A 21,353-nucleotide genomic window follows, 5' to 3' on the forward strand; every position below is an offset into this window, starting at 1 on the left:
TTTGTGGACCCCGCATTAGCCCCTGGCCCTGCATAGCCACCGGCCCCCCATAGCCCCCGGGCCCTCACAGCCGTCGGCCCTGCATAGCCACCGGCCCTGCATAGCCACCGGCCCCTCACAGCCACCCGCCTCACGGCCGGTGGCTGTTTACATGCCCCGCCCGCCTGATCGTCCCCATTTTCCATGGCCTGTCACATTCTCAGGCTACGTTGACGCATTCCCATTCGCCCGCCAAGGCTTGCGGCAATACCCCTGCCGGCGATGTGGTTTGCGCTTTCGCACAGTTTGTTCGATAATTTCAGGAATTACTGAAAGCGGTGTAACGGTATCTAACAGCCAAACCGCACTCTTGACCCTGGCGCTGAACACTCATGGAACTCACCCCTCAAAACGAACGTTTCGTCCTGCACTTTGGCGAAATGGGCAGCCGCTGGGGGGTCAACCGCACCGTCGGGCAAATCTACGCCCTGCTGTTTCTTCACCCTGAACCCCTGAACGCTGACGACATCGCCGAAACCCTCGGCTTTTCCCGTTCGAACGTCAGCCTGGGGTTGAAAGAGCTGCAATCGTGGCGCCTGGTCAAGCTGATCCACCAAGTGGGCGACCGCCGCGACTATTTCGAGACGCCCAAAGACGTCTGGGAAATCTTCCGCATCCTGATGGAAGAAAAGCGCAAGCGCGAAATCGAACCCACGCTCACCCTGCTGCGCGACACGCTTCTTGAAGGGCCGTCAGGTCCTGAAGACGCCTACGCCCAGCAGCGCATGACCGAAATGCTGGAGCTCATCGAACTGTCCACGGGATGGTTCGATGAGGTTCAACGCCTGCCGCCAGAGACCCTTCAAACCCTGATGAAAATGGGTTCGAAAGTGCAAAAAGTACTGGGCTTCGCCGGCAAATTGCGGGGCAAGGGCTGAGTCCCATCCGCCTCGATTTTTCAGGAAACCTCTATGAAGTTGTATCCAACGCTCGTAACATGGCGCGAGAGACGGCCTGGGAACCATGCCGGTTGCCGCGGCACCTCAACAGCTTGGGAGCGCCCCAATGATTGATCTCGACGTCGTAAATCTGTCGCGATTCCAGTTTGCCGCGACCGCGCTTTACCACTTCCTGTTTGTCCCCCTCACGCTTGGCCTGTCGTTCATCCTGGCCATTATGGAAAGCGTGTACGTCATGACCGGCCGCCCCATCTGGAAGCGGATGACCATGTTCTGGGGCACGCTCTTCGGCATCAACTTTGCACTCGGCGTCGCCACCGGCGTGGTGATGGAATTCCAGTTCGGGATGAACTGGTCCTACTACAGCCACTATGTAGGCGACATCTTCGGCGCCCCGCTCGCGCTTGAAGGGCTGATGGCCTTCTTCCTGGAAGCCACCTTCGTCGGCCTGTTCTTCTTCGGCTGGAACCGCATGTCGAAGGTCAGTCACCTGATCGTGACCTGGCTGGTGGCGTTCGGCACGAACTTCTCGGCGCTGTGGATTCTGATCGCCAACGGCTGGATGCAGAACCCGGTGGGCGCCATCTTCAACCCCGACACCATGCGCATGGAGATGACCGATTTTGCCGCGGTGATCTTCAACCCTGTCGCGCAAGCCAAGTTCGTGCACACGGTCAGCGCCGGTTATGTGGCGGGCGCGATGTTCGTGATGTCGATCAGCGCCTGGTATCTGCTGAAGGGCCGGCACACCGATCTGGCCAAGCGTTCGATGGCGGTGGCCGCAAGCTTCGGCTTGGCGGGCGCGTTGTCCGTCGTGGTGCTGGGCGATGAAAGCGGCTACCTGACCACCGAACATCAGAAGATGAAGATCGCGGCCATGGAATCCATGTGGCACACGGAACCCGCGCCCGCGTCCTTCAACCTGATCGCGATTCCCAACCAGGCCGAACGCAAGAACGACTTCGCCATCGAGATTCCCTACGTCATGGGCATCATCGGCACGCGTTCGTTGACCACGCCGCTGCTGGGTATCGATGACCTGATCCTGCGCGCCGAAAACCGCATCCGCGATGGCATGGTGGCGTACGACGCCTTGCAGAAGATCCGCGCCAATCCCAAGGATGTGGATGCGCGCATGGTCTTCGACAAGACCTGGCCGGACCTGGGCTACGCCTTGCTGGTCAAGCGGTATCAGGAAGACATGACCAAGGTCACCGAGGCCGACATCAAGCAGGCCGCGATTGACACCGTGCCCAACGTGGCGCCGCTGTTCTGGGCGTTCCGCATCATGGTGGCGGTGGGCATGTACCTGATCCTGTTCTTCGGCGTGGCCTTCTGGCTGGCGTCGCGCGGCCGTCTGGACAGCCGCCGTGGCCTGCTCAAGGTGGCGCTGTGGAGCTTGCCGCTGCCGTGGGTCGCCATTGAAAGCGGCTGGTTCGTGGCCGAATACGGCCGCCAGCCCTGGGTGATTGAAGGCGTGCTGCCGACGTATTACGCCGCATCCGGCCTGACGATCGCCGACCTGGCCATCAGTCTTGCCATCTTCCTGGTGCTGTACACGGTTCTGCTGATCATCGGCGTGAAGGTCATGCTGCACGCGATCAAGGCGGGTCCGAAATCCGATGGGCCGGTGGCGGGCGCCGCCGCCGATCCTGTGCGCGCCGCCGTGCGCGCCTAAGGGGAGAGAAGCAGATGGATACCCTTATTCCTTTTGACTATGGCACCTTGCGCGTGATCTGGTGGGTGCTGCTGGGCGCCTTGCTGATCGGCTTCGCCGTCATGGACGGCTTTGACCTGGGCGTGGCGGCGCTGCTGCCCGTGGTGGCCAAGACGGACGCCGAACGCCGCGTGGTGATCAACGTGGTCGGCCCCGTGTGGGAAGGCAACCAGGTCTGGCTGATCACGGCGGGAGGCGCCATCTTTGCCGCCTGGCCGCTGTTGTATGCCGCGTCGTTCTCGGGGTTCTACCTGGCGATGATGCTGGTGCTGATCGCGCTGATCCTGCGTCCCGTGGGCTTCAAGTACCGCAGCAAGATGGAAGGCACGCGCTGGCGTAACAGCTGGGACGGCGTGCTGTGCTTCTCGGGCGTGGTGGCTTCCCTGGTGTTTGGCGTGGCGATGGGCAACATCGTCCTGGGCGTGCCGTTCACGTTCGACGCCGTGACGCTGCGGCCCATCTACGAAGGCCACTTCTATCAGCTGTTTGCGCCCTTCGCCTTGCTGGCCGGCGTGCTCAGCGTGGTGATGCTGGCCATGCACGGCGCGGTGCTGCTGGCGTGGCGCACGGAAGATCCGATTGCTTCGCGGGCTCGCAACTGGGGCCGGCTCGCCGCCTTGCTGACGGCGGCGCTGTTTGCGGCCGGCGGCTTCTGGGTGGCAGGCGGCATCGGTGGCCACACCATCACCAGCGCGGTCAACATGGCGGGTCCATCCGATCCGATGCTGAAGACCGTTTCCGTACAGACCGGCGCGTGGATGGCCAACTATGCCAAGTGGCCGTTGATGTGGATCGCGCCCGTGCTGGGTGTGGCGGGGGCCTTGTTGGTGGTGCTGCTGCTGACCGTACGCGCCAACGTGCTGGCGTTCCTGGCGTCTGCGGTGTCGATCGCCGGTGTGATCCTGACGGTGGGCTTTTCGCTCTTCCCGTTCATCATGCCGTCCTCGACCAAGCCGCAGGCCGGCCTGACCATCTGGGACGGCTCGTCCAGCCATCTGACGCTGTGGATCATGGTGATCGCCGTGGCCGTATTCCTGCCCATCGTCACGCTCTACACCGCCTGGGTGTATCGCGTGATGCGCGGCAAGGTCACCCATGAATCTGTGGGCGACACGCCCAACTCATACTAAAAGGAGCCTCCACCATGTGGTATTTCTCGTGGATACTCGGTCTGGGTTTGGCGTGCGCGTTCGCCATTCTCAATGCAATGTGGTTCGAGCTGCGCGAAGGTCATTCGCATGACCCGCGCGCCAGCCGCGACGACGAGTGAGCGGCGGCGCTAGCAGCCTCGAGCACGACCCTTCGGCCAGTTTGCAGAAACCGCCGCGCGAGCAGTCGCGGTGGTTGATGGCGCTTGCCAAGGCGGCCAGGCTTCCGTTGATGTTGGCAGGCGCCGCACCGCTCGTAAGCGGCGCCTTGCTGGTGGTGCAGGCCTGGCTGTTGGCCAGCGTGCTGGACGCGGCCATCATGCGCGATGTGCCGCGCCAGGAATTGCTGGCCCCCATTCTGGGCATTGCCGCGCTGATGCTGGTGCGTGCCTGTATTACATGGGCCGGCGAACGTGCGGGCGCGGATGCCGCCGAACGCATTAAGCGCCATGTGCGCCAAGCGCTGTTTTCGCGGATGGTTGCCAAGGGGCCGTACTGGAGCCGTGGCAAGGCGTCCGGCGAATTGGCCAGCGCGGTGGTGGACCAGGTCGAGGCGCTGGATGGTTTCTTCGCCAAGTACCTGCCCGCCATGGCGGCGGCCGCGATGTTGCCGGTGGCGTTTTCGGTCTTGCTGTTGCCGGTGGATGTGGTCGCCGGCCTGGTGCTGCTGATCACCGCGCCGCTCATTCCCTTGTTCATGGCCTTGGTAGGGTGGGGCGCGCAAGGCGCCAGCCGCCGCCATCTGCGCGCGTTTGCCCGCTTGTCTGGCTTCTTCGCCGACCGGTTGCGCGGCTTGTCTACGCTGAAACTGTATGGCCGCGCGGACGCCGAAGCGGCGTCGGTTGTGGCCGCCAGCGATGCCCTGCGCCAGCGCACGATGTCGGTGTTGCGCATTGCATTTCTGTCGTCGGCCGTGCTGGAATTTTTTGCCGCTCTTGGCGTGGCGGGCGTGGCCGTTTACATCGGTCTGACGTATCTGGGCTTTCTGGATGTGCGCTGGTCGCCGCTGACGTTGCAGGCGGGCTTGTTCTGCCTGCTGATGGCGCCGGAGGTCTATGCGCCGCTGCGCCAGTTCGCCGCGCATTATCACGACCGCGCCACGGCACTTGCCGCCGTAACGCAAATCGCCGTGTTGTTCGATGGCCTGCCGCAAGACGAAGCCGTGGCGCAAACGCGCATCGGCCGCGCGGCGGCATCGGCATCATCGGGCGCCGCGTTGGCGCTTACCGGGCTGACGGTAACGGCGCCCGGCCGGGGGCTGGCGGTGCTGTCAGACGCCGCGCTGACCCTTGCGCCCGGTGAACATGCGGCGTTGATGGGGCCCAGCGGCATCGGCAAATCCACCCTGATCGAAGCCATTGCGCGGCTGCGCCCCAGCCAGGGTGATATCCGCATCGATGGCATACCGCTGGCCGATTGGGATGAAGCCGACCTGCGCGGCCGCGTGGCGCTGATCGGACAGAAGCCGCAATTGCTGGCCGGTTCCATCGCCGACAACATCCGCCTGGGGTGCCCGGACGCCGCCGATAGCGATGTGCTCGAAGCTGCCCGCCGCGCCTGCGTGCTGGAGTTTGCACAAGCGTTGCCGGAAGGGCTGAACACGCCGTTGGGTAGCCGAGGCCACGGCCTGTCGGGCGGGCAGGCGCAGCGCGTGGCGCTGGCCCGTTTGTTCCTGCGCGACCCCGGGCTGATCCTGCTGGACGAACCCACCGCGCATCTGGACGACGCCACGCAGTCGCGCGTGCTGGATGAGATTCTTGCGTTCGCAGCCGGGCGCACCTTGCTGCTGGCAACGCACTCGCCCGCCGTGGCGGCCCGCTTTGGCCGGGTGCTGCGGGTGGCGGACGGAAACGTGGAAGACGCATGAAGAATCTGCTGTTGCTATTGCCGTTATATGCGCGTCGAAAAGGCGGGCTTTTACTCGCATTGTTCTGTGCGCTGGCCACCGTTGCGGCGGGCGTGGGCTTGCTGGGCGTCTCTGGCTGGTTTTTGACGGGTGCTGCGCTGGCGGGCGCAGGCGGCATGTTCAACCTGTTTGCGCCGTCGGCGCTGGTGCGCGGTTTGTCTTTCCTGCGCATCGTGTCGCGTTACGCCGACCGGGTGGTGGGGCATTCCGCCACCTTGCGCCTGCTGGCCGATTTGCGCGCCACCGTGTTCGGCGCCTTGATCCGGCTGACGCCGCGCCAGTTGGCGCGCTATCGCAGCGGCGATCTGGTGGCGCGCATGACGGGCGACGTCGATGCGCTGGATACCGTCTTTCTATTTGTGCTGGCGCCGTTGGCCACGGCCATCCTGGGTGGCGCCGTGCTCACCGCAGTGCTGGGCATGTGGGTGCCGGCCGCCGCACTGGCGTTTGCGCTGGCGCTCATGACCGCCTGCGTGCTGGTGCCGTGGTGGTTGCTGCGCGCAGCGCGCAAGCCGGGTGTGGCCGCGCAGGAAAGTGCTGCCGGCTTGCGTGCGGCCGCGTTGGATGCGGTGGACGGCCATGCGGACATGGTGGCGCTGCACGCGCAGGCGCAGACCGCCGCGCATTTTGAACGCCTGTGCGAAGCCAGTGCGCAAGCGCGCCGTACCCAGGCGCGCGTAGCGGCGCGCGGGCAGTGGTTTCTGCAAGCCGCAGCGGGCATTTCGGTATTGGCGCTGCTGTGGTTCGGGCTGGCCACGCACGAAGCGGGCGGCATTGAAGGGCCGGTGCTGGTGGGCCTGTTGCTGGCAGTCATCGGTATTTTTGAAGTCGCGGGCCCAATCATGCGCGGGGCGTCCCGCATGGGCTCGGCGATGTCGGCGGCGGCGCGTATCCGCGATGTGACGCAAAGCCAACCCGACATGCAAGACCCCGCCGCGCCGCTCGCCTTGCCGCTCCATGGCGCACTGGAACTGAACGATGTCAGTTTTCGCTACCCGGCGCGTGGGGCGGAACTGGCTGCGGCGGTATTGGATGGCATCGGCTTGCGCGTGGAACCCGGCGAGCGCATCGCGATTGTCGGCGCCAGCGGCGCGGGCAAGTCCACGCTGCTGCACCTGATCCTGCGCCTGGAAGACCCGCTAGCCGGGCAAGTGCGATTCGGCGGTTGCGATGCGCGCGACGCGGCGCAAGCCGATTGGCACCGGCGCATCGCGTTGCTATCGCAAGAGGCGCCGGTATTCCTGGGCACCTTGCGCACGAATCTGCTGATCGGCGACCCCGATGCCGACGACGCCACCTTGTGGCGCGCGCTGGACGCCGCCCGGCTGGGGGATTTTGTGCGCGGTTTGCCAGACGGGCTGGACACCTGGGCGGGAGAAACCGGCTCGCAATTGTCGGCAGGGCAGGCGCGGCGCTTGTGTCTGGCGCGGGCATTGTTGTCGCCTGCGGCGGTCATCGTGCTGGATGAGCCCACCGCCGGGCTGGATGCTGCAGCCCAAGCCGACTTCTTCAACGACCTGGAAGGCGCGGTGCGGGGACGCAGCGTCATCTTGGCCACGCACGCCGATTTGCCCCCGGGCGCCGTCCACCGTTGCCTGGAACTGCGCAACGGACAATTACATGACTTGTCACAGCAGGCGGCAATCCTGGCTTAAGCGCGGTGGCAAGGTTATAGTTCGCCTTGCTTCAATTCTTCAGGGCCGCCTTCCATGCAGACCGACAACGCCGAGTACATCCGGCGCACCATCCGAAGCGTTCCGGACTGGCCCCAACCCGGCGTCATCTTCCGCGATATCACGCCGGTATTGCAGGACCCGCGTGCCTTCCGGGTGCTGATCGATCTCTTCGTCTACCGCTATATGCGCCAGCGCCTGGATTTGGTGGCGGGCGTGGATGCGCGCGGCTTCATCGTGGGCAGCGTGTTGGCCTATGAGCTCAACCTTGGGTTCGTGCCCGTGCGCAAGAAGGGCAAGCTGCCGTTTCGCACGGTGGCCGAGGAATATTCGCTGGAATACGGCAATGCCGCGGTCGAGATGCACACGGATTCCGTGCGCACCGGTCAACGCGTACTGCTGGTAGATGACCTGATCGCAACCGGCGGCACCATGCTGGCCGCCATCAAGCTGCTGCAACGCCTGGGCGCCAATGTGGTCGAGGCCGCGGCGATTATCGATCTGCCCGATCTGGGCGGGTCGGCCAAGGTGGCCGAGACGGGCACGCCGCTCTACACGGTCTGTCAGTACGACGCGGGCACGCCGTAATTCACGCCGTTGTTCACGCCGTCGTACACACGTTAGGTCGCGCCTTAATTCACGCCTTAAGTCACGCGGTCGGGCGGGCCGTAAGTTCCGACCCGCCTCGCGCTTCGCTGTTCAAGAATCCGACAACCTGGGCTGAATGAAGTCCAGGAAAGCCTTGGTTTTTGCGGGCAGCATGCGCGAGGGCAGCAGGGCAAAGAGGGGCAGGGGCGTCAAGCTCCAGTCCGGCAGCACGCGCACCAGGCCCGATTGCTCGATGGCGCGTTCCATCGCATCGAACACCAGCAAGGGCGTGATGCCAAGCCCCTGGCTCGCCAGCCGGCCCAGCATGCCCACGTTGTTCGCTGACAGGCGCCCCGACACCTGCACGCGTTCCACCTTATCGCCCGAATGCAGCATCCAGAACGAGGACTCCTCACGCATCGTGGGGCGCAGGCATTCGTGATGCGTCAGGTCGGCAGGCACGCGCGGTTCGCCATGGCGCGCCAGATAATCGGGTGACGCGTACAACTGATGCGCCATCAGCACGATCTTGCGCGAGATCAGGCTGGAATCCGGCTGCTGGCCGAAGCGCAGAATCAGGTCGAACGGGTTGCTGATGGGGTCGATCGGACGCATGCTCAGATCGAAATCGCATTCGATATCGGGATGCTGTTCGCGGAATTCGCTGATGACGGCGGGCAGAAACAGCTGCGCCAGACTGGTGGGCAGCGAAATGCGCAGGCGGCCTTTGGGCTGCACCGCCATGTCCAGCAACTGGTCGTGCGCAATGCGCGCTTCTTCCACAATGTGCCGGCAACGTTCGAAATAGATGGCGCCGGCTTCGGTCAGGTCGATCTTGCGCGTGCTGCGGTTCAAGAGCCGCATGCCAACGCTACGTTCCAATTCACTGACGCGGCGCGAGAGCGTGGATGTTGGAATATTCAAGGCTTCCGCAGCGTGGCTGAAGTTCTTGCGCTTGGCGACTTCGACAAAGAGCGCGATGTCGTTAAGCTGGATATCCATGGGGCCCTCGAGACTCAAAATTCCATTTCTGGCAGGTTTGTATGATAAATGGATTTATTGTCCCGCCAGCAGAAATGTCTATTTCCTTGCCGGGGATAACGCGTTGCGCGAATGGTGAGCTCACGTTCCGTTACTCAACTGGCGGGCAGCTGAACGCTGGCAAGGCTTGTGCTGCCTGCGTCTGCGAGGGGATTGCGCAATAAACGCGCAGATTGCACCGGATACAACGTGCAATTGTCCCATCCTTGCAAATATGTTCACCAAAATAAGGGTTTTTACTAGGCGCGATTCCCCAGATACTTCGTCCCAGCAATCAAACAGTCACATCGCACCTGCCAGCCTGGCAGAAGACGCTGTGCAAGGTTTAGGATGGAGTCATCACAATGAAAGCCCTAGCAACCGCACTCATGGTCACCGCAACCCTAGTGGGTATGTCCGCCGCTCACGCCGATGGCAAGACGCGTGAACAGGTCCAACAAGAACTGCAAGCCGCCAAGGCCGCCGGCCAGGTCACGTTTGGTGAACTGGACTACCCGCCCGCCACCGTGCAACAAACCGGCCTGACGCGCGACCAGGTTCAGCAAGAGCTGCAAAGCGCCAAGGCCGCTGGCCAGGTCACCACTGCTGAACTGGATTACCCGCCCCGCGCCGCCGTGTCGCAATCCGCCGGCAAGACCCGCGAACAAGTCCGCCAGGAATTGGCTGAAGCCAAGGCTCGCGGCGAATACACCTTCGGTGAACTGGACTATCCGCCCAAGGGCAAGTAAGTGCCGGGGCGCACGCCCTGACCCGAGGTCACGAGAAACCCCTTGAGACGCCGAGGGGTTTTTTATTGCCGGCGCATTGTGCGGCGTGGTGAGCAGTGTGGCGTTTTTGCTGCATCACTGTTCGCGCCGGGCAACAAGTTCTGTCGGTGAAAGGGGGGGTGGCGATCATGCTTTCGCAGGCTTGGCGCCCAATTGCGAGCAAAGATTCATATTTGTTTTCAACGCGTTAACGGCGCATTCCCATTGGTTTTCAGACCGGTGCGCGTGTCAGCAGTTCGTCATTATCCCAACCATGGAAAGTAGTTCGTCGAAATCCGTGTTACTTCGGATCGCCGCGCGCCGGACACTAGATTTAGTGCAGACGCCGCTTGCTTGTTCGCAGCGGCACGCCAAGGCGCCGTCAACAGGACGGCGCTTTGGCGGATGCCTTTCATCTCGCCATTTTGGGGACTTATATGAAGAAGACGCTATTGGCCGTCGCGTTGCTGGCAGGCTTTGCCGGCGCCGCGCAAGCCGCCGACTCCGTGACGCTGTACGGCTTGATCGACGCCGGTGTCGGCTACGAGCAAGTGAAGTTCAACGGCGTGTCGCAAAGCCGCGTGGGCGGCGTTCAGGGCGTGAGCAGCGGCTCGCGCTTTGGTCTGCGTGGCACGGAAGATCTGGGCGACGGCCTGCGTGCCGTGTTCACCTTGGAAGGCGGCTTCGGCCCCATGAACGGCAAGTCGGCCCAGAACGGCCGTCTGTTCGGCCGTCAAGCCACTGTGGGCCTGGATAGCGATTCCTGGGGCCGTCTGGAATTCGGCCGTCAGACGAACCTGGCGTCGAAGTACTTCGGTTCGATCGACCCGTTCTCGATCAGCTACAACACCGCCAACATGGGTACGACGTTCGGTAGCGCCAACACGATGCGCCTGGACAACATGGTGCTGTATCAAACCCCGAGCCTGGGCGGCTTCAAGGTGGGCGTGGGCTATTCGTTCAGCGCGGATGACACCGTCAGCGACACGACGCAGACGGGCTTTGCCACCGGCAACAACAACCGCGTGCTGACCGCCGGCGTGCAATACGTCAACGGCCCGCTGAACCTGGCCGCCGCTTACGACCGCTTCGACCCGACGAACAATCGTGTCGGCGGCAAGGATTCGGCGCGCATCCAGGAATACATCATCGGTGGTTCGTACGACTTTGAAGTCGTGAAGCTGGCGGCCGCTTTCGGCCAGACGCGTGACGGCTGGTTCGTTGGCCAGAACATGGGCACGACGCCGGAAGGCATGAACAACCTGGGTTCGTTCAAGCTGGCTGATGGCTTTCGCGCCAACTCGTACATGATCGGCGCGACCGTGCCGCTGGGCCGCCACGCCATCTTCGGTTCGTGGCAGCGCGCCACCCCGGGCAACGACAAGCTGACGGGCGACGACGCCACGTTCAACGTGTACAGCCTGGGCTACACCTACGACTTCACCAAGCGCACCAACCTGTACGCGTACGCCTCCTATGGCGACAACTACGCGTTCCAGCACGACGCCCGCGACACCGCGGTTGCCGTGGGTGTGCGTCACCGGTTCTAAGCGACGGCGCGCCTGACTGGACCTTGCTGAATGCGCGGTTTATCTCCGTAAGCCGCCGAGTGACAGCGAACCCCCCCCCTACTTGGGTCCAGGCAGGCGCCGCTGATAGTTAGAAGGGAAGGGCCTCCGCAAGGAGGCCCTCTCGCATTGGGGCGGCGCCTGCGCGGTGGGCGGCGCTAATGGAAAAGAACTACAGAAACAGCTTGTAGGCCGGGTTCTCGGTCTCGTTCCAATGCGGATAACCCAGCTCGGCCACAAACGTGCGGAACTGCTTCTTGTCCGCCGGCGGCACCTGGATGCCGATCAGGATGCGCCCATAGTCCGCGCCCTGGTTGCGGTAATGAAACAGGCTGATGTTCCAGTCCGGATTCATCGCATTCAAAAAGCGCATCAGCGCGCCCGGACGCTCGGGGAATTCAAAGCGGTACAGCAGTTCATTTCGCGCCAGCGCCGAATGCCCGCCGACCATGTGGCGCAAGTGCGTCTTGGCCATTTCATCGTGAGTCAGGTCCAGCGTGTCAAAGCCATGACGCCGGAAATTCGCGGCGATCTTGTCGGGTTCGGCGGCGGACGATACCTGGATGCCGACGAACACATGCGCGCGGTCCGCGTCCGAAATGCGGTAGTTGAATTCCGTCACGCTGCGTTCCCCGACCAATTCGCAGAAGCGGCGGAAGCTGCCGCGTTGCTCGGGCATGGTGACGGCGAAGACGGCTTCGCGCATTTCGCCGACCTCGGCGCGTTCGGCCACGAAGCGCAGGCGGTCAAAATTCATGTTGGCGCCGCAGGCAATCGCAACCAGCGTCTTGCCTTTCAGATGGTGTTCGGCCGCGTATTGCTTGGCGCCGGCCACCGCCATGGCGCCCGCGGGCTCCAGCACGCTGCGCGTGTCCTGGAACACATCTTTGATGGCGGCGCAGATGGAATCGGTGTTGACGACAACGAAGTCATCGACGTACTGGCGCGTGAGCTTGAAGGTTTCCGCGCCCACCATCTTGACGGCGGTGCCGTCTGAAAACAGCCCGACATCATTCAACTGCACGCGGCGGCCCGCGCGCACGCTGCGCAGCATGGCGTCGGAATCTTCGGTCTGCACGCCAATGATCTTGATATCGGGGCGCAATTGCTTGATATAGACGGCCACGCCCGAGATCAGGCCGCCGCCGCCAATCGCCACGAAGATGGCGTCGATGGGGCCCGGGTGCTGGCGCAAGATCTCCATGCCCACGGTGCCTTGACCGGCGATCACGTCGGGGTCATCGAACGGGTGGACGAAGGTCAGCTTCTCTTTCTTTTCCAGCACTTGCGCGTGCGCAAAGGCGTCGGTGAAGCTCTCGCCCGCCAGCACCACTTCGCCGCCCAGCCGGCGCACGGCGTCAACCTTCACCTGTGGGCTGGTCGTGGGCATGACGATCACGGCGCGGCAGCCCAAGCGGCTGGCCGCCAGCGCCACGCCTTGCGCGTGGTTGCCGGCGGATGCCGCGATCACGCCGCGGTTCAGCGCGGCTTGCGGCAGGTTGGCCATCTTGTTGTACGCCCCGCGCAGCTTGAAGCTGAACACCGCCTGCGTATCTTCGCGCTTGAGCAGGACCGTGTTCCCGATGCGCGCGGATAGCTGGGGCGCCGCTTCCAGCGGCGATTCAACCGCGACGTCGTAAACCTTCGAGGTCAGGATGCGTTTCAGATAATCAGTGGACATGGACCGCGCAGAGAGCAAGAGTGAGGACGTGGGCACGATTATTGCAGGGAAAGCCGCAACGCCTGACAGGTTTATGCCCGCGATGACGCGGCATGGACGCGAACGGCCGGATCAATTCCTGACCGTCATTCTCTTTCGCGCGGCTACACTCGCTCATCATGGAAGAAAGCCTCTTATCCGCTGTTCACTGGCTCCTGGGGATGCTGGCGCTGCCCTCGGTGGGCTTGTCGGCCATCTTTACGGTGTCGCTCGTATCCGCCACTTTGCTGCCGCTGGGCTCAGAACCCGCGGTGTTCGGCTACATCAAGCTGTCGCCCGATATGTTCTGGCCGGCTGTGCTGGTGGCGACGGCCGGGAACACGATCGGTGGCGCAATCAGCTACTGGATGGGCCTGGGCGCCGAAAAGGCCTTTCAGCGCTGGAAAGAAGGAAAGGCCCCCACGCCGCACCCGCCAGGCGGGCTTGCTGCCCCCCAAGGGGGCGCTCTCCCCTTGGGGCGGCCCGGCGGGGAGAGTCACCCCCACCCCCATCCGAATGCGACGGAAGGCGGCCGCATGCGCGGCCGCTGGAACGAACGCGCCCACGACTGGCTGCACCGCATGGGCCCGCCGGCTTTGCTGCTGTCCTGGTTGCCCGCCGTGGGCGACCCGCTGTGCGCCGTGGCCGGCTGGCTGCGCCTGTCGTTCTGGCCTTGCGTGCTCTATATGGCCATCGGCAAATTCCTGCGCTACCTGGTGATGACCGCCGGCCTCCTTTGGGCCTTTCCCGGGCAAATCTAGCGCTGACTTCGAACTTAAAACGGGGACGGTTCATGCCGGTTTCCCGCCGCTTTTGGCCGGCTTCCTAAGGGTATTAGGGGTCAAGTCCGGCCAATGGCATAAAATAATTTTTTATGGGCCCCTCTTGCCGCCATGAACGCCCCACTCGCTAGCCACATTTTGAACGGGGCGATGCCGCCCGCCGCTCCCGCGCGATTGCGCGAAATCCCCTACAACTACACGTCGTTTTCCGACCGCGAAATTGTCGGCCGGCTGTTGGGCGATGACGCCTGGAGCCTGCTCACCGATTTGCGCGGCGAACGCCGTACGGGCCGCTCCGCGCGGATGCTGTACGAAGTGCTGGGTGATATCTGGGTGGTGCGCCGCAACCCGTACCTGCAGGACGACCTGCTCGACAACCCCAAGCGCCGCAAGCAGCTCATCGACGCTTTGCACCATCGCCTGGGCGAGATCGACCGCCGCCGCGAACCGGGTTCGCCCACGGAAGAGGGCCATGATCCGCATCGCGACGAAAAGGTCGTCGGCCTGCTGGCCCGCGCACGCTCCGCCATTGCCGCGTTCGAAGGGGAGTTCGACCAGACGACCATGATGCGCAAGCAGGCGCAGAAGGTGCTGGGCCGCATCACCGCCCGCGACAACATCAAGTTCGATGGCCTGTCGCGCGTGTCCCACGTGACGGACGCCACTGACTGGCGCGTGGAATATCCCTTCGTGGTGCTGACGCCGGACTCGGAAGACGAGATCGCCGCGCTGGTCACCGCCTGTATTGAGCTGGGCCTGACCATCGTCCCGCGTGGCGGCGGCACCGGCTACACGGGCGGCGCCATTCCGCTGACGTGGAAATCGGCCGTCATCAACACCGAAAAATTCGACAAGCTGGGCAAGGTCGAGTCCTGTATTTTGCCGGGGCTCACCGAGCCCGTGGCCGTTATCCATGCCGGCGCCGGTGTCGTCACCAAGCGCGTGTCGGAAGCGGCCGAGGCCGCGGGCTTCGTGTTCGCCGTGGACCCCACATCCGCCGAAGCGTCGTGCGTGGGCGGCAACATCGCCATGAACGCGGGCGGCAAGAAGGCCGTGTTGTGGGGCACCGCGCTCGACAACCTGGCCTGGTGGCGCATGGTGGACCCGGATGGCAACTGGCTTGAAGTCAGCCGCCTGGAACACAACATGGGCAAGATCCATGACGTGGATACGGCGCGCTTCGAACTCAAGTGGTTCGACGGCAAGGGCAAGCCCGGCGAGCGTCTGCTGAAGACCGAACTGCTGGAAATCAAGGGCCGCGTGTTCCGCAAGGAAGGCCTGGGCAAGGACGTTACCGACAAGTTCCTGGCGGGCCTGCCCGGCATCCAGAAAGAAGGTTGCGACGGCCTGATCACGTCGGCGCGCTGGGTGCTGCACCGCATGCCGCGCCATACGCGCACGGTCTGTATGGAATTCTTCGGGCAGGCGCGCGACGCCATCCCGTCGATTGTCGAGGTCAAGGGCTATCTGGACGGCGAGGGCAAAGCCCGCGGCGCCATCCTGGCCGGCCTGGAACACCTGGACGAACGCTATCTGCGCGCGGTGGGCTACGCCACCAAGAGCAAGCGCGGCGTGCTGCCCAAGATGGTGCTGATTGGCGATATCGTCGGCGACGACGATGACGCCGTGGCCGCCGCCGCCAGCGAAGTCGTGCGCTTGGCCAACACGCGCCATGGCGAAGGCTTTGTGGCCGTGAGCCCCGAAGCGCGCAAGAAATTCTGGCTGGACCGCTCGCGCACCGCCGCGATCGCGCGCCACACCAACGCCTTCAAGATCAACGAAGACGTCGTGATTCCGCTGCCCCGCATGGGCGAATACACGGATCACATTGAACGCATCAACATCGAACTGTCGACCAGCAACAAGTTGAAGCTGCTGGGCGCGCTGGACGCGTACCTTTGTACGCCGCTGCCGGTGGGCAAGGCCGATGACGCCGACATCGAGAACACCCGCGCCGAAGTGCTGGCGGATCGCACCCGCCAGGCGCTTGAGCTGCTGGGCGGCGTGCGCCAGCGCTGGCAATGGCTGCTGGACAACCTGGACCTGCCGCTGGCGCAAGCGCTGCCGGAATTGCAGGCGCTGGGGCTGGGCGACGTGTACAACGCGCTGTCCGACCGACTGGCCGCACAGTCCACCGCGCGCGTGTTCGACGTGGTGCAAGACCGCACCATTCGTGTGTCCTGGAAGACCGAAGTGCTGGCGGGCTTGCAGCGCACGTTCTCGGGCGCGGCGTACAAGAAGATTGTCGACGAGCTCATCGCCATTCACGGCCGCGTGCTGAAAAGCCGCGTGTTCGTGGCGCTGCACATGCACGCGGGCGACGGCAACGTGCACACGAACATCCCGGTCAACTCGGACGACTACGAGATGCTGCGCGAGGCCCATCAGGCTGTTGACCGCATCATGCAGATTGCCCGCGACCTGGACGGCGTGATTTCCGGTGAGCACGGCATCGGCCTGACCAAGTACGAATTCCTGACCGAAGCCGAACTGGCGCCGTTCCAGGACTACAAGCGCCGCGTCGACCCCAACGGCCACTTCAACGCCGGCAAGCTGATGCCGGGCGCGGACCTGCGCCATGCCTGGACGCCCAGCTTCAACCTGATGGGCCACGAGTCGCTCATCATGCAGCAAAGCGACATCGGCGCCATTTCGGAATCCATCAAGGACTGCCTGCGTTGTGGCAAGTGCAAGCCTGTGTGCGCCACCCACGTGCCGCGCGCGAACCTGCTGTATTCGCCCCGCAACAAGATTCTGGCGACGTCGCTGCTGGTCGAAGCCTTCCTGTATGAAGAGCAGACGCGTCGCGGCGTCAGCCTGAAGCACTGGGAAGAATTCGAAGACGTGGCCGACCACTGCACGGTCTGCCACAAGTGCTACAACCCCTGTCCCGTGGATATCGATTTTGGCGACGTGTCGATGAACATGCGCGCCGTGTTGCGCCGCATGGGCCGCAAGTCGTTCAACCCGGGCACGGCCAGCGCCATGTTCTTCCTGAACGCGAAAGACCCGGCCACCATCAACGCCACGCGTAAAGCGATGGTGGGCGTGGGCTACAAGGTGCAGCGCGCGGCGCATGACCTGTTCTCGGGCCTGGTGAAGAAGCAGACGGCCAAGCCGCCGGCCACGGTTGGCAAACCGCCGCTGCGCGAGCAGATCATTCACTTCGTGAACAAGAAGATGCCGGGCGGGCTGCCCAAGCAGGCCGCACGCAAGCTGCTGGATATCGAAGACGCGAACTACGTGCCGATCATTCGTGACCCCAAGGCCACGACCGCCGACACCGAAGCCGTGTTCTATTTCCCGGGCTGCGGTTCGGAACGTTTGTTCTCGCAAGTGGGTCTGGCGACCCAGGCCATGCTGTGGCATGCGGGCGTGCAGACGGTGCTGCCGCCGGGCTACTTGTGCTGCGGCTATCCCCAGCGCGGCAACGGCATGACGGACAAGGCCGAGCAGATCATTACCGACAACCGGGTACTGTTCCACCGGGTCGCCAACACGCTGAACTACCTGGACATCAAGACGGTGGTGGTCAGCTGCGGCACGTGCTATGACCAGCTGTCAGGCTATGAGTTCGACAAGATCTTCCCGGGTTGCCGCCTGATCGACATCCACGAATACCTGCTGGAAAAGGGCATCAAGCTGGAAGGCGCCAAGGGCGTGCGCTACATGTACCACGACCCCTGCCACACGCCGATGAAGCTGCAAGAGCCGATGAAGACCGTGCGCGCCCTGGTGGGCGACGAGGCCATCAAGAGCGACCGCTGCTGCGGTGAGTCGGGCACGTTGGCGGTCAGCCGTCCGGACATCTCCACGCAGGTGCGTTTCCGCAAGCAGGAAGAGCTGTTGAAGGGCGACGCCGACTTGCGCAGCGACGGCTTCACAGGCGACGTCAAGGTGCTGACGTCGTGCCCGTCGTGCTTGCAAGGGCTGTCGCGCTATGAAGGCGATACGAAGATGGAAGCGGACTATATCGTCGTCGAAATGGCTCGCCACATCTTGGGCGAAGGCTGGATGGAAGACTACGTGAAACGCGCCAACGCGGGCGGCATCGAACGCGTGCTGGTGTAAGGCTGCGCGCGCGTCGGCTGGCGCTTATCTGACGGCGTCGCGCGCCTGTCGCCATCACCCCGAAAAAAAACCCGCGTTCATCGCTGAACGCGGGTTTTTTATCGTCTTGCCGGATCACTCCAGCTTGATGTTCGCCTTCTTGATCACGTCCGCCCAGGCGGCGCGTTCTTGTTCGGCGTAGGCCTTGAAGTCTTGCGCCGACATCGGCATCGGCACGACGCCCATGTCCAGCAGCTTCTGCGACACGGCCGGGGTCTTGAGCGTGGCGTCCAGGTCGGCCGACAGCTTCTTCACCACCGCTTCCGGCACGCCGGCCGGGCCGACCAGGCCTTGCCACGCGTAGGCCGTGAAATTGGCCACGCCTTGCTCGGCCATCGTCGGGGTGTCAGGCAGCACCGACACGCGCTCCGGCGTGGCGGTGGCCAGCACGCGCAGCTTGCCGGCCTTGACGTTCGGCAGGCCCGACGCCAGGTCGATGAACATTACGTCCACTTGTCCGCCCAGCAGATCCTGGATGGCGGGGGCGGCGCCCTTGTACGGCACGTGCAGCAGGTTGGCGCCCGTGCGCTGCTTGAAGAGTTCCAGCGCCAGATGGTGCGGCGAACCAGCGCCGGCAGAGGCCGCGGTCAGCTTGCCCGGTTCCTTCTTGGCGGCCGCCAGCACGTCGTCCACCGTCTTGTACGGCGAATTGACGTTCACGGCCAACAGCAGCGGGAACTTGGCGATGCCGCCGATGTAGGTGAACTTGGCCGGGTCGTAAGACAGCTTGGCGTACAACGACGAGTTGAACGCCAGCGTGCCGGAGTCGGCCGTGCCGATCATGTAGCCGGTGGGGTCGGCTTGCGCGATGGCGGTGGCGCCGATGATGGTGGCGGCGCCGGGGCGGTTTTCGACCACGATGGTCTGGCCCAGCGGCTTTTCCAGGCCGCTGGCGACGGTGCGCGCAACGACGTCGGTGCCGCCGCCGGCCGGGTAGGGCACGATCCAGCGGATCGGTTGCGTGGGCCAGGATTGGGCGGAAGCCGTGGCGGCGGCCAGCGACAGAGCGGCCAGCGCCAACAGGCGCCGTGCGGGGGTATGCATGAAGTGTCTCCTCGTGCGGGGTCAAGTTCGAACGCGGTGTGCGCTGCGTCTTGCTGTGCGTTGTCAGGGTGCGCGGCTATTTTTGCGCCGCATTTTTGCGCCGCTATTATGCTCGCCTTCGACGCGAAAAGGGGCCGGTGCGGCCCCCTGTTTTCCCGCATCGGCCGGGCGGATTACTGCGGGTCGGGATAGGTGCGCGCGCCGAAGATTGCCGTGCCGATCCGCACTTCGGTCGAGCCTTCCTCAATGGCGAGTTCAAAGTCGCCGCTCATGCCCATCGACAAGCGGTCCAGCGAAACGCCCGCGATGTGCTCGCCTTGCAGGCGGTCGCGCAGCTCGCGCAGCGTGCGAAAGCATGCGCGCACGGCCTCGGGGTCAGGCGAGTTCACGGCCAGCGTCATCAAGCCTTTCACGTGCAGCGTGGGGAAGTCCGCGGCAATCAAGCGCAGGAAGGCGGGCACGTCGTCGGGCGCCATGCCGAATTTGCTGGGTTCGGATGACGTCTTCACCTGGATCAGCACGTCCAGCGTCCGGCCCTCGTTAACGAGCCGGCGGTGCAGGGCTTCGGCCAGGTCGGCGCGGTCCAGTGACTGCACTTCCGTTGCATCGCGGGCGGCATCGCGGGCTTTATTCGTTTGCAGGTGGCCGATCAGCACCCATTGCAAGCCCTGGCCGGCCAGCGCGGCAGACTTCTGCCGGATCTCCTGCGTCTTGTTTTCGCCAAAGCGCGTCAGGCCCAGCGCCATGGCTTCCCGGATGGCGTCCACGTCGAAGGTCTTGCTGACGGGCAGCAGGACCACGCTGTCAGGTGCGCGGCCGGCACGCGCGCAGGCGTCGGCAATGCGTTGCTGGATCTGGGCGATACGCCCGGCCATGGTGTCGACAGAGGTCATGCAGCTCTCTTGCAGGAACAGGATGTCCCATAGTGTAGGACTCTGGATGATCGTTTCGCCACACTGCCCGCGTGCGTCGTTGACCCTGTGTAATTGGCAGGCTTAGAATTTGCGGAGATTTGTTTATATTTCAATGTTCTAAGCCCTCCGGCGCCGCCCCAGGGTCGTCCATCTTCCTCCAGTCCCCCGCCATGTCCAGCGCAGCGCCAGAATACGCCTTTGCCACGCCTTTCCTGAATCCCCCCGCGTCCCCCATCCGCTCGCTCATGCCCTACGCCATGCGTCCGGGCACGATTTCGCTGGCCGGTGGCTATCCCGCGCAAGCGCTGTTCGATGTCGAGGGCCTGTCGATTGCGTCGACGCAAGTCATGGCCCGCCTGGGCGCGTGCCTGCAGTATTCCAACATCGACGGCCAGGCCAGCCTGCGCCACGAATTGGCCCGCTTGTCGGCCGCGCGCGGACTGAACTGCAACGCGGATACCGAACTGGTCGTGACGGGCGGCTCGCAGCAGGCGCTGGCCTTGTTGACCCGCGTGATGCTGCAACCGGGTGACCACGCCATTATCGAATCGCCCGCCTTCCCGAACTCCGTGCAAGCGCTGCGCTACACGGGCGCAACCGTACACACGGTGCCTTCGGGTCCGGACGGCATTGATGTGGATGCGCTGGATGAATTGGCTGCCCGCATCAAGCCCAAGATGGTGTGCGTGGTGGCGTCGTTCTCGAACCCCTGCGGCGCGACCATCACGCGCCAGCGCCGCCTGCGCTTGCTGGAACTGGCGGTCAAGCACCGCTTCCTGATCGTTGAAGACGACCCCTACAGCGAACTGCGCTTTGCGGGCGAAGCCGTGCCGCCGATTGCGGCGCTGGCCGAAGGCGAAGCCCGCCATTGGGCCGTGTACCTGGCCAGCATGTCCAAGACCATGGCGCCCGCGCTGCGCATCGGCTGGCTGGTGGCCCCGCCCGAAATCCGCCGCCGTTGCGTCAGCGCAAAAGCGGCCGATGACATGGCGTCTTCGGCCTGGATTCAAGAAGTGGTGGCGCAGTACCTGGCTAATGGCCGCTACGAAGAGCACGTGCCGCGCATCCGCGCCGCTTACGGCCTGCGCTGCGACGCCATGGCCGACGCGCTGGCCCGCGAACTGAACGGCCGCGTCACGTTCCGCAAGCCCGAAGGCGGCATGTTCTTCTGGGCGCGCCTGACGGGCGACATCGACGCCACGCGTCTCTTGCCCTACGCCATCGAACACGAAGTGGTCTATGTGCCGGGCAAGGCCTTCTACGCCAACGCGGAAGAGGCGGATCTCTTCGCCATGCGCATGTCGTTCGCCACCATGAACGAAGCCGAAATCGCGCAGGGCATGGTGCGCCTGGGCCGCGCGCTGGATGCTTGCCAAGCCAACGAGCCGGTGTCGATTTCGCTGGCGGCTTGACGGCCTGACATACCTAAATAAGCGCTGGTTATTTGGCGCGGGCGCTTCATGTCTATAAGCTTCTCGC

The 21,353-nt window shown here is 64.0% G+C and carries 16 protein-coding genes; 12 read left to right on the plus strand and 4 right to left on the minus strand.

Annotation, left to right across the window (positions count from 1 at the left end; genetic code table 11):
• Positions 1 to 371: 371 nt before the first annotated feature.
• From HV765_RS28930 to HV765_RS28960, 7 genes are all read left to right on the plus strand, one after another.
• A complete protein-coding gene (locus tag HV765_RS28930; RefSeq protein ID WP_054420660.1) occupies positions 372 to 917 on the plus strand; it encodes a GbsR/MarR family transcriptional regulator in 546 nt (181 codons plus the stop codon).
• 127 nt (positions 918 to 1,044) lie between these two features.
• The gene (locus tag HV765_RS28935) at positions 1,045 to 2,616 is read left to right on the plus strand and encodes a cytochrome ubiquinol oxidase subunit I (RefSeq protein WP_054420659.1); all 1,572 of its coding nucleotides are present in this window, start codon (positions 1,045 to 1,047) and stop codon (positions 2,614 to 2,616) included.
• A 14-nt stretch (positions 2,617 to 2,630) separates the two neighbouring features.
• The gene (gene cydB / locus HV765_RS28940) at positions 2,631 to 3,785 is read left to right on the plus strand and encodes a cytochrome d ubiquinol oxidase subunit II (RefSeq protein ID WP_054420658.1); all 1,155 of its coding nucleotides are present in this window, start codon (positions 2,631 to 2,633) and stop codon (positions 3,783 to 3,785) included.
• 14 nt (positions 3,786 to 3,799) lie between these two features.
• Complete coding sequence (cydX, locus tag HV765_RS28945) at positions 3,800 to 3,925, plus strand: cytochrome bd-I oxidase subunit CydX (RefSeq protein ID WP_006216286.1); 126 nt, start codon at positions 3,800 to 3,802, stop codon at positions 3,923 to 3,925.
• A gap of 77 nt (positions 3,926 to 4,002) precedes the next feature.
• A complete protein-coding gene (gene cydD, locus HV765_RS28950) occupies positions 4,003 to 5,670 on the plus strand; it encodes a thiol reductant ABC exporter subunit CydD (protein ID WP_254600764.1) in 1,668 nt (555 codons plus the stop codon).
• Entirely contained in the window at positions 5,667 to 7,364 is a 1,698-nt protein-coding gene (gene cydC / locus HV765_RS28955) for a thiol reductant ABC exporter subunit CydC (RefSeq protein ID WP_175171732.1), read from the plus strand. Before cydD ends, cydC begins: the two co-directional genes overlap by 4 nt.
• Positions 7,365 to 7,418: 54 nt before the next feature.
• Positions 7,419 to 7,970 (plus strand): adenine phosphoribosyltransferase, encoded by a 552-nt coding sequence (locus HV765_RS28960; RefSeq protein ID WP_054420655.1) that lies wholly within the window; start codon positions 7,419 to 7,421, stop codon positions 7,968 to 7,970.
• A gap of 111 nt (positions 7,971 to 8,081) precedes the next feature.
• On the opposite strand, the gene HV765_RS28965 is transcribed toward HV765_RS28960, so the two are convergent.
• On the minus strand, positions 8,082 to 8,972 hold the full coding sequence (locus HV765_RS28965; RefSeq protein ID WP_054420654.1) for a LysR family transcriptional regulator: 891 nt from the start codon (positions 8,970 to 8,972) through the stop codon (positions 8,082 to 8,084).
• Positions 8,973 to 9,355: 383 nt separating this feature from the next.
• Between HV765_RS28965 and HV765_RS28970 the strand changes: the two genes are divergently transcribed.
• Both HV765_RS28970 and HV765_RS28975 read left to right on the plus strand, forming a co-directional pair.
• Positions 9,356 to 9,739 (plus strand): DUF4148 domain-containing protein, encoded by a 384-nt coding sequence (locus HV765_RS28970; protein WP_054420653.1) that lies wholly within the window; start codon positions 9,356 to 9,358, stop codon positions 9,737 to 9,739.
• 455 nt (positions 9,740 to 10,194) lie between these two features.
• Complete coding sequence (locus HV765_RS28975; protein ID WP_054420652.1) at positions 10,195 to 11,307, plus strand: porin; 1,113 nt, start codon at positions 10,195 to 10,197, stop codon at positions 11,305 to 11,307.
• A gap of 190 nt (positions 11,308 to 11,497) precedes the next feature.
• Here the strand turns inward: HV765_RS28975 and ilvA are convergent, their stop codons facing one another.
• Complete coding sequence (gene ilvA, locus HV765_RS28980; protein ID WP_054420651.1) at positions 11,498 to 13,006, minus strand: threonine ammonia-lyase, biosynthetic; 1,509 nt, start codon at positions 13,004 to 13,006, stop codon at positions 11,498 to 11,500.
• Positions 13,007 to 13,164: 158 nt separating this feature from the next.
• On the opposite strand from ilvA, the gene HV765_RS28985 reads away from it, so the two are divergent.
• Positions 13,165 to 13,785 (plus strand): YqaA family protein, encoded by a 621-nt coding sequence (locus HV765_RS28985; protein ID WP_054420650.1) that lies wholly within the window; start codon positions 13,165 to 13,167, stop codon positions 13,783 to 13,785.
• 132 nt (positions 13,786 to 13,917) lie between these two features.
• A complete protein-coding gene (locus HV765_RS28990; protein ID WP_054420649.1) occupies positions 13,918 to 17,877 on the plus strand; it encodes a DUF3683 domain-containing protein in 3,960 nt (1,319 codons plus the stop codon).
• Between the two features lie 114 nt (positions 17,878 to 17,991).
• On the opposite strand, the gene HV765_RS28995 is transcribed toward HV765_RS28990, so the two are convergent.
• Positions 17,992 to 18,960 carry a Bug family tripartite tricarboxylate transporter substrate binding protein gene (locus HV765_RS28995; protein ID WP_175171733.1) on the minus strand — a complete coding sequence of 323 codons (969 nt, stop codon included), beginning with the start codon at positions 18,958 to 18,960 and terminating at the stop codon, positions 17,992 to 17,994.
• A 173-nt stretch (positions 18,961 to 19,133) separates the two neighbouring features.
• Positions 19,134 to 19,853 (minus strand): YggS family pyridoxal phosphate-dependent enzyme, encoded by a 720-nt coding sequence (locus tag HV765_RS29000; protein WP_054420647.1) that lies wholly within the window; start codon positions 19,851 to 19,853, stop codon positions 19,134 to 19,136.
• Positions 19,854 to 20,044: 191 nt separating this feature from the next.
• Between HV765_RS29000 and HV765_RS29005 the strand changes: the two genes are divergently transcribed.
• Positions 20,045 to 21,286: an aminotransferase-like domain-containing protein gene (locus HV765_RS29005; protein ID WP_054420646.1), complete on the plus strand. Its 1,242-nt coding sequence runs from the start codon at positions 20,045 to 20,047 to the stop codon at positions 21,284 to 21,286.
• Positions 21,287 to 21,353: the final 67 nt, after the last annotated feature.

Source organism: Achromobacter kerstersii (assembly GCF_902859595.1).
Classification (GTDB): Bacteria; Pseudomonadota; Gammaproteobacteria; order Burkholderiales; family Burkholderiaceae_B; genus Achromobacter; species Achromobacter kerstersii.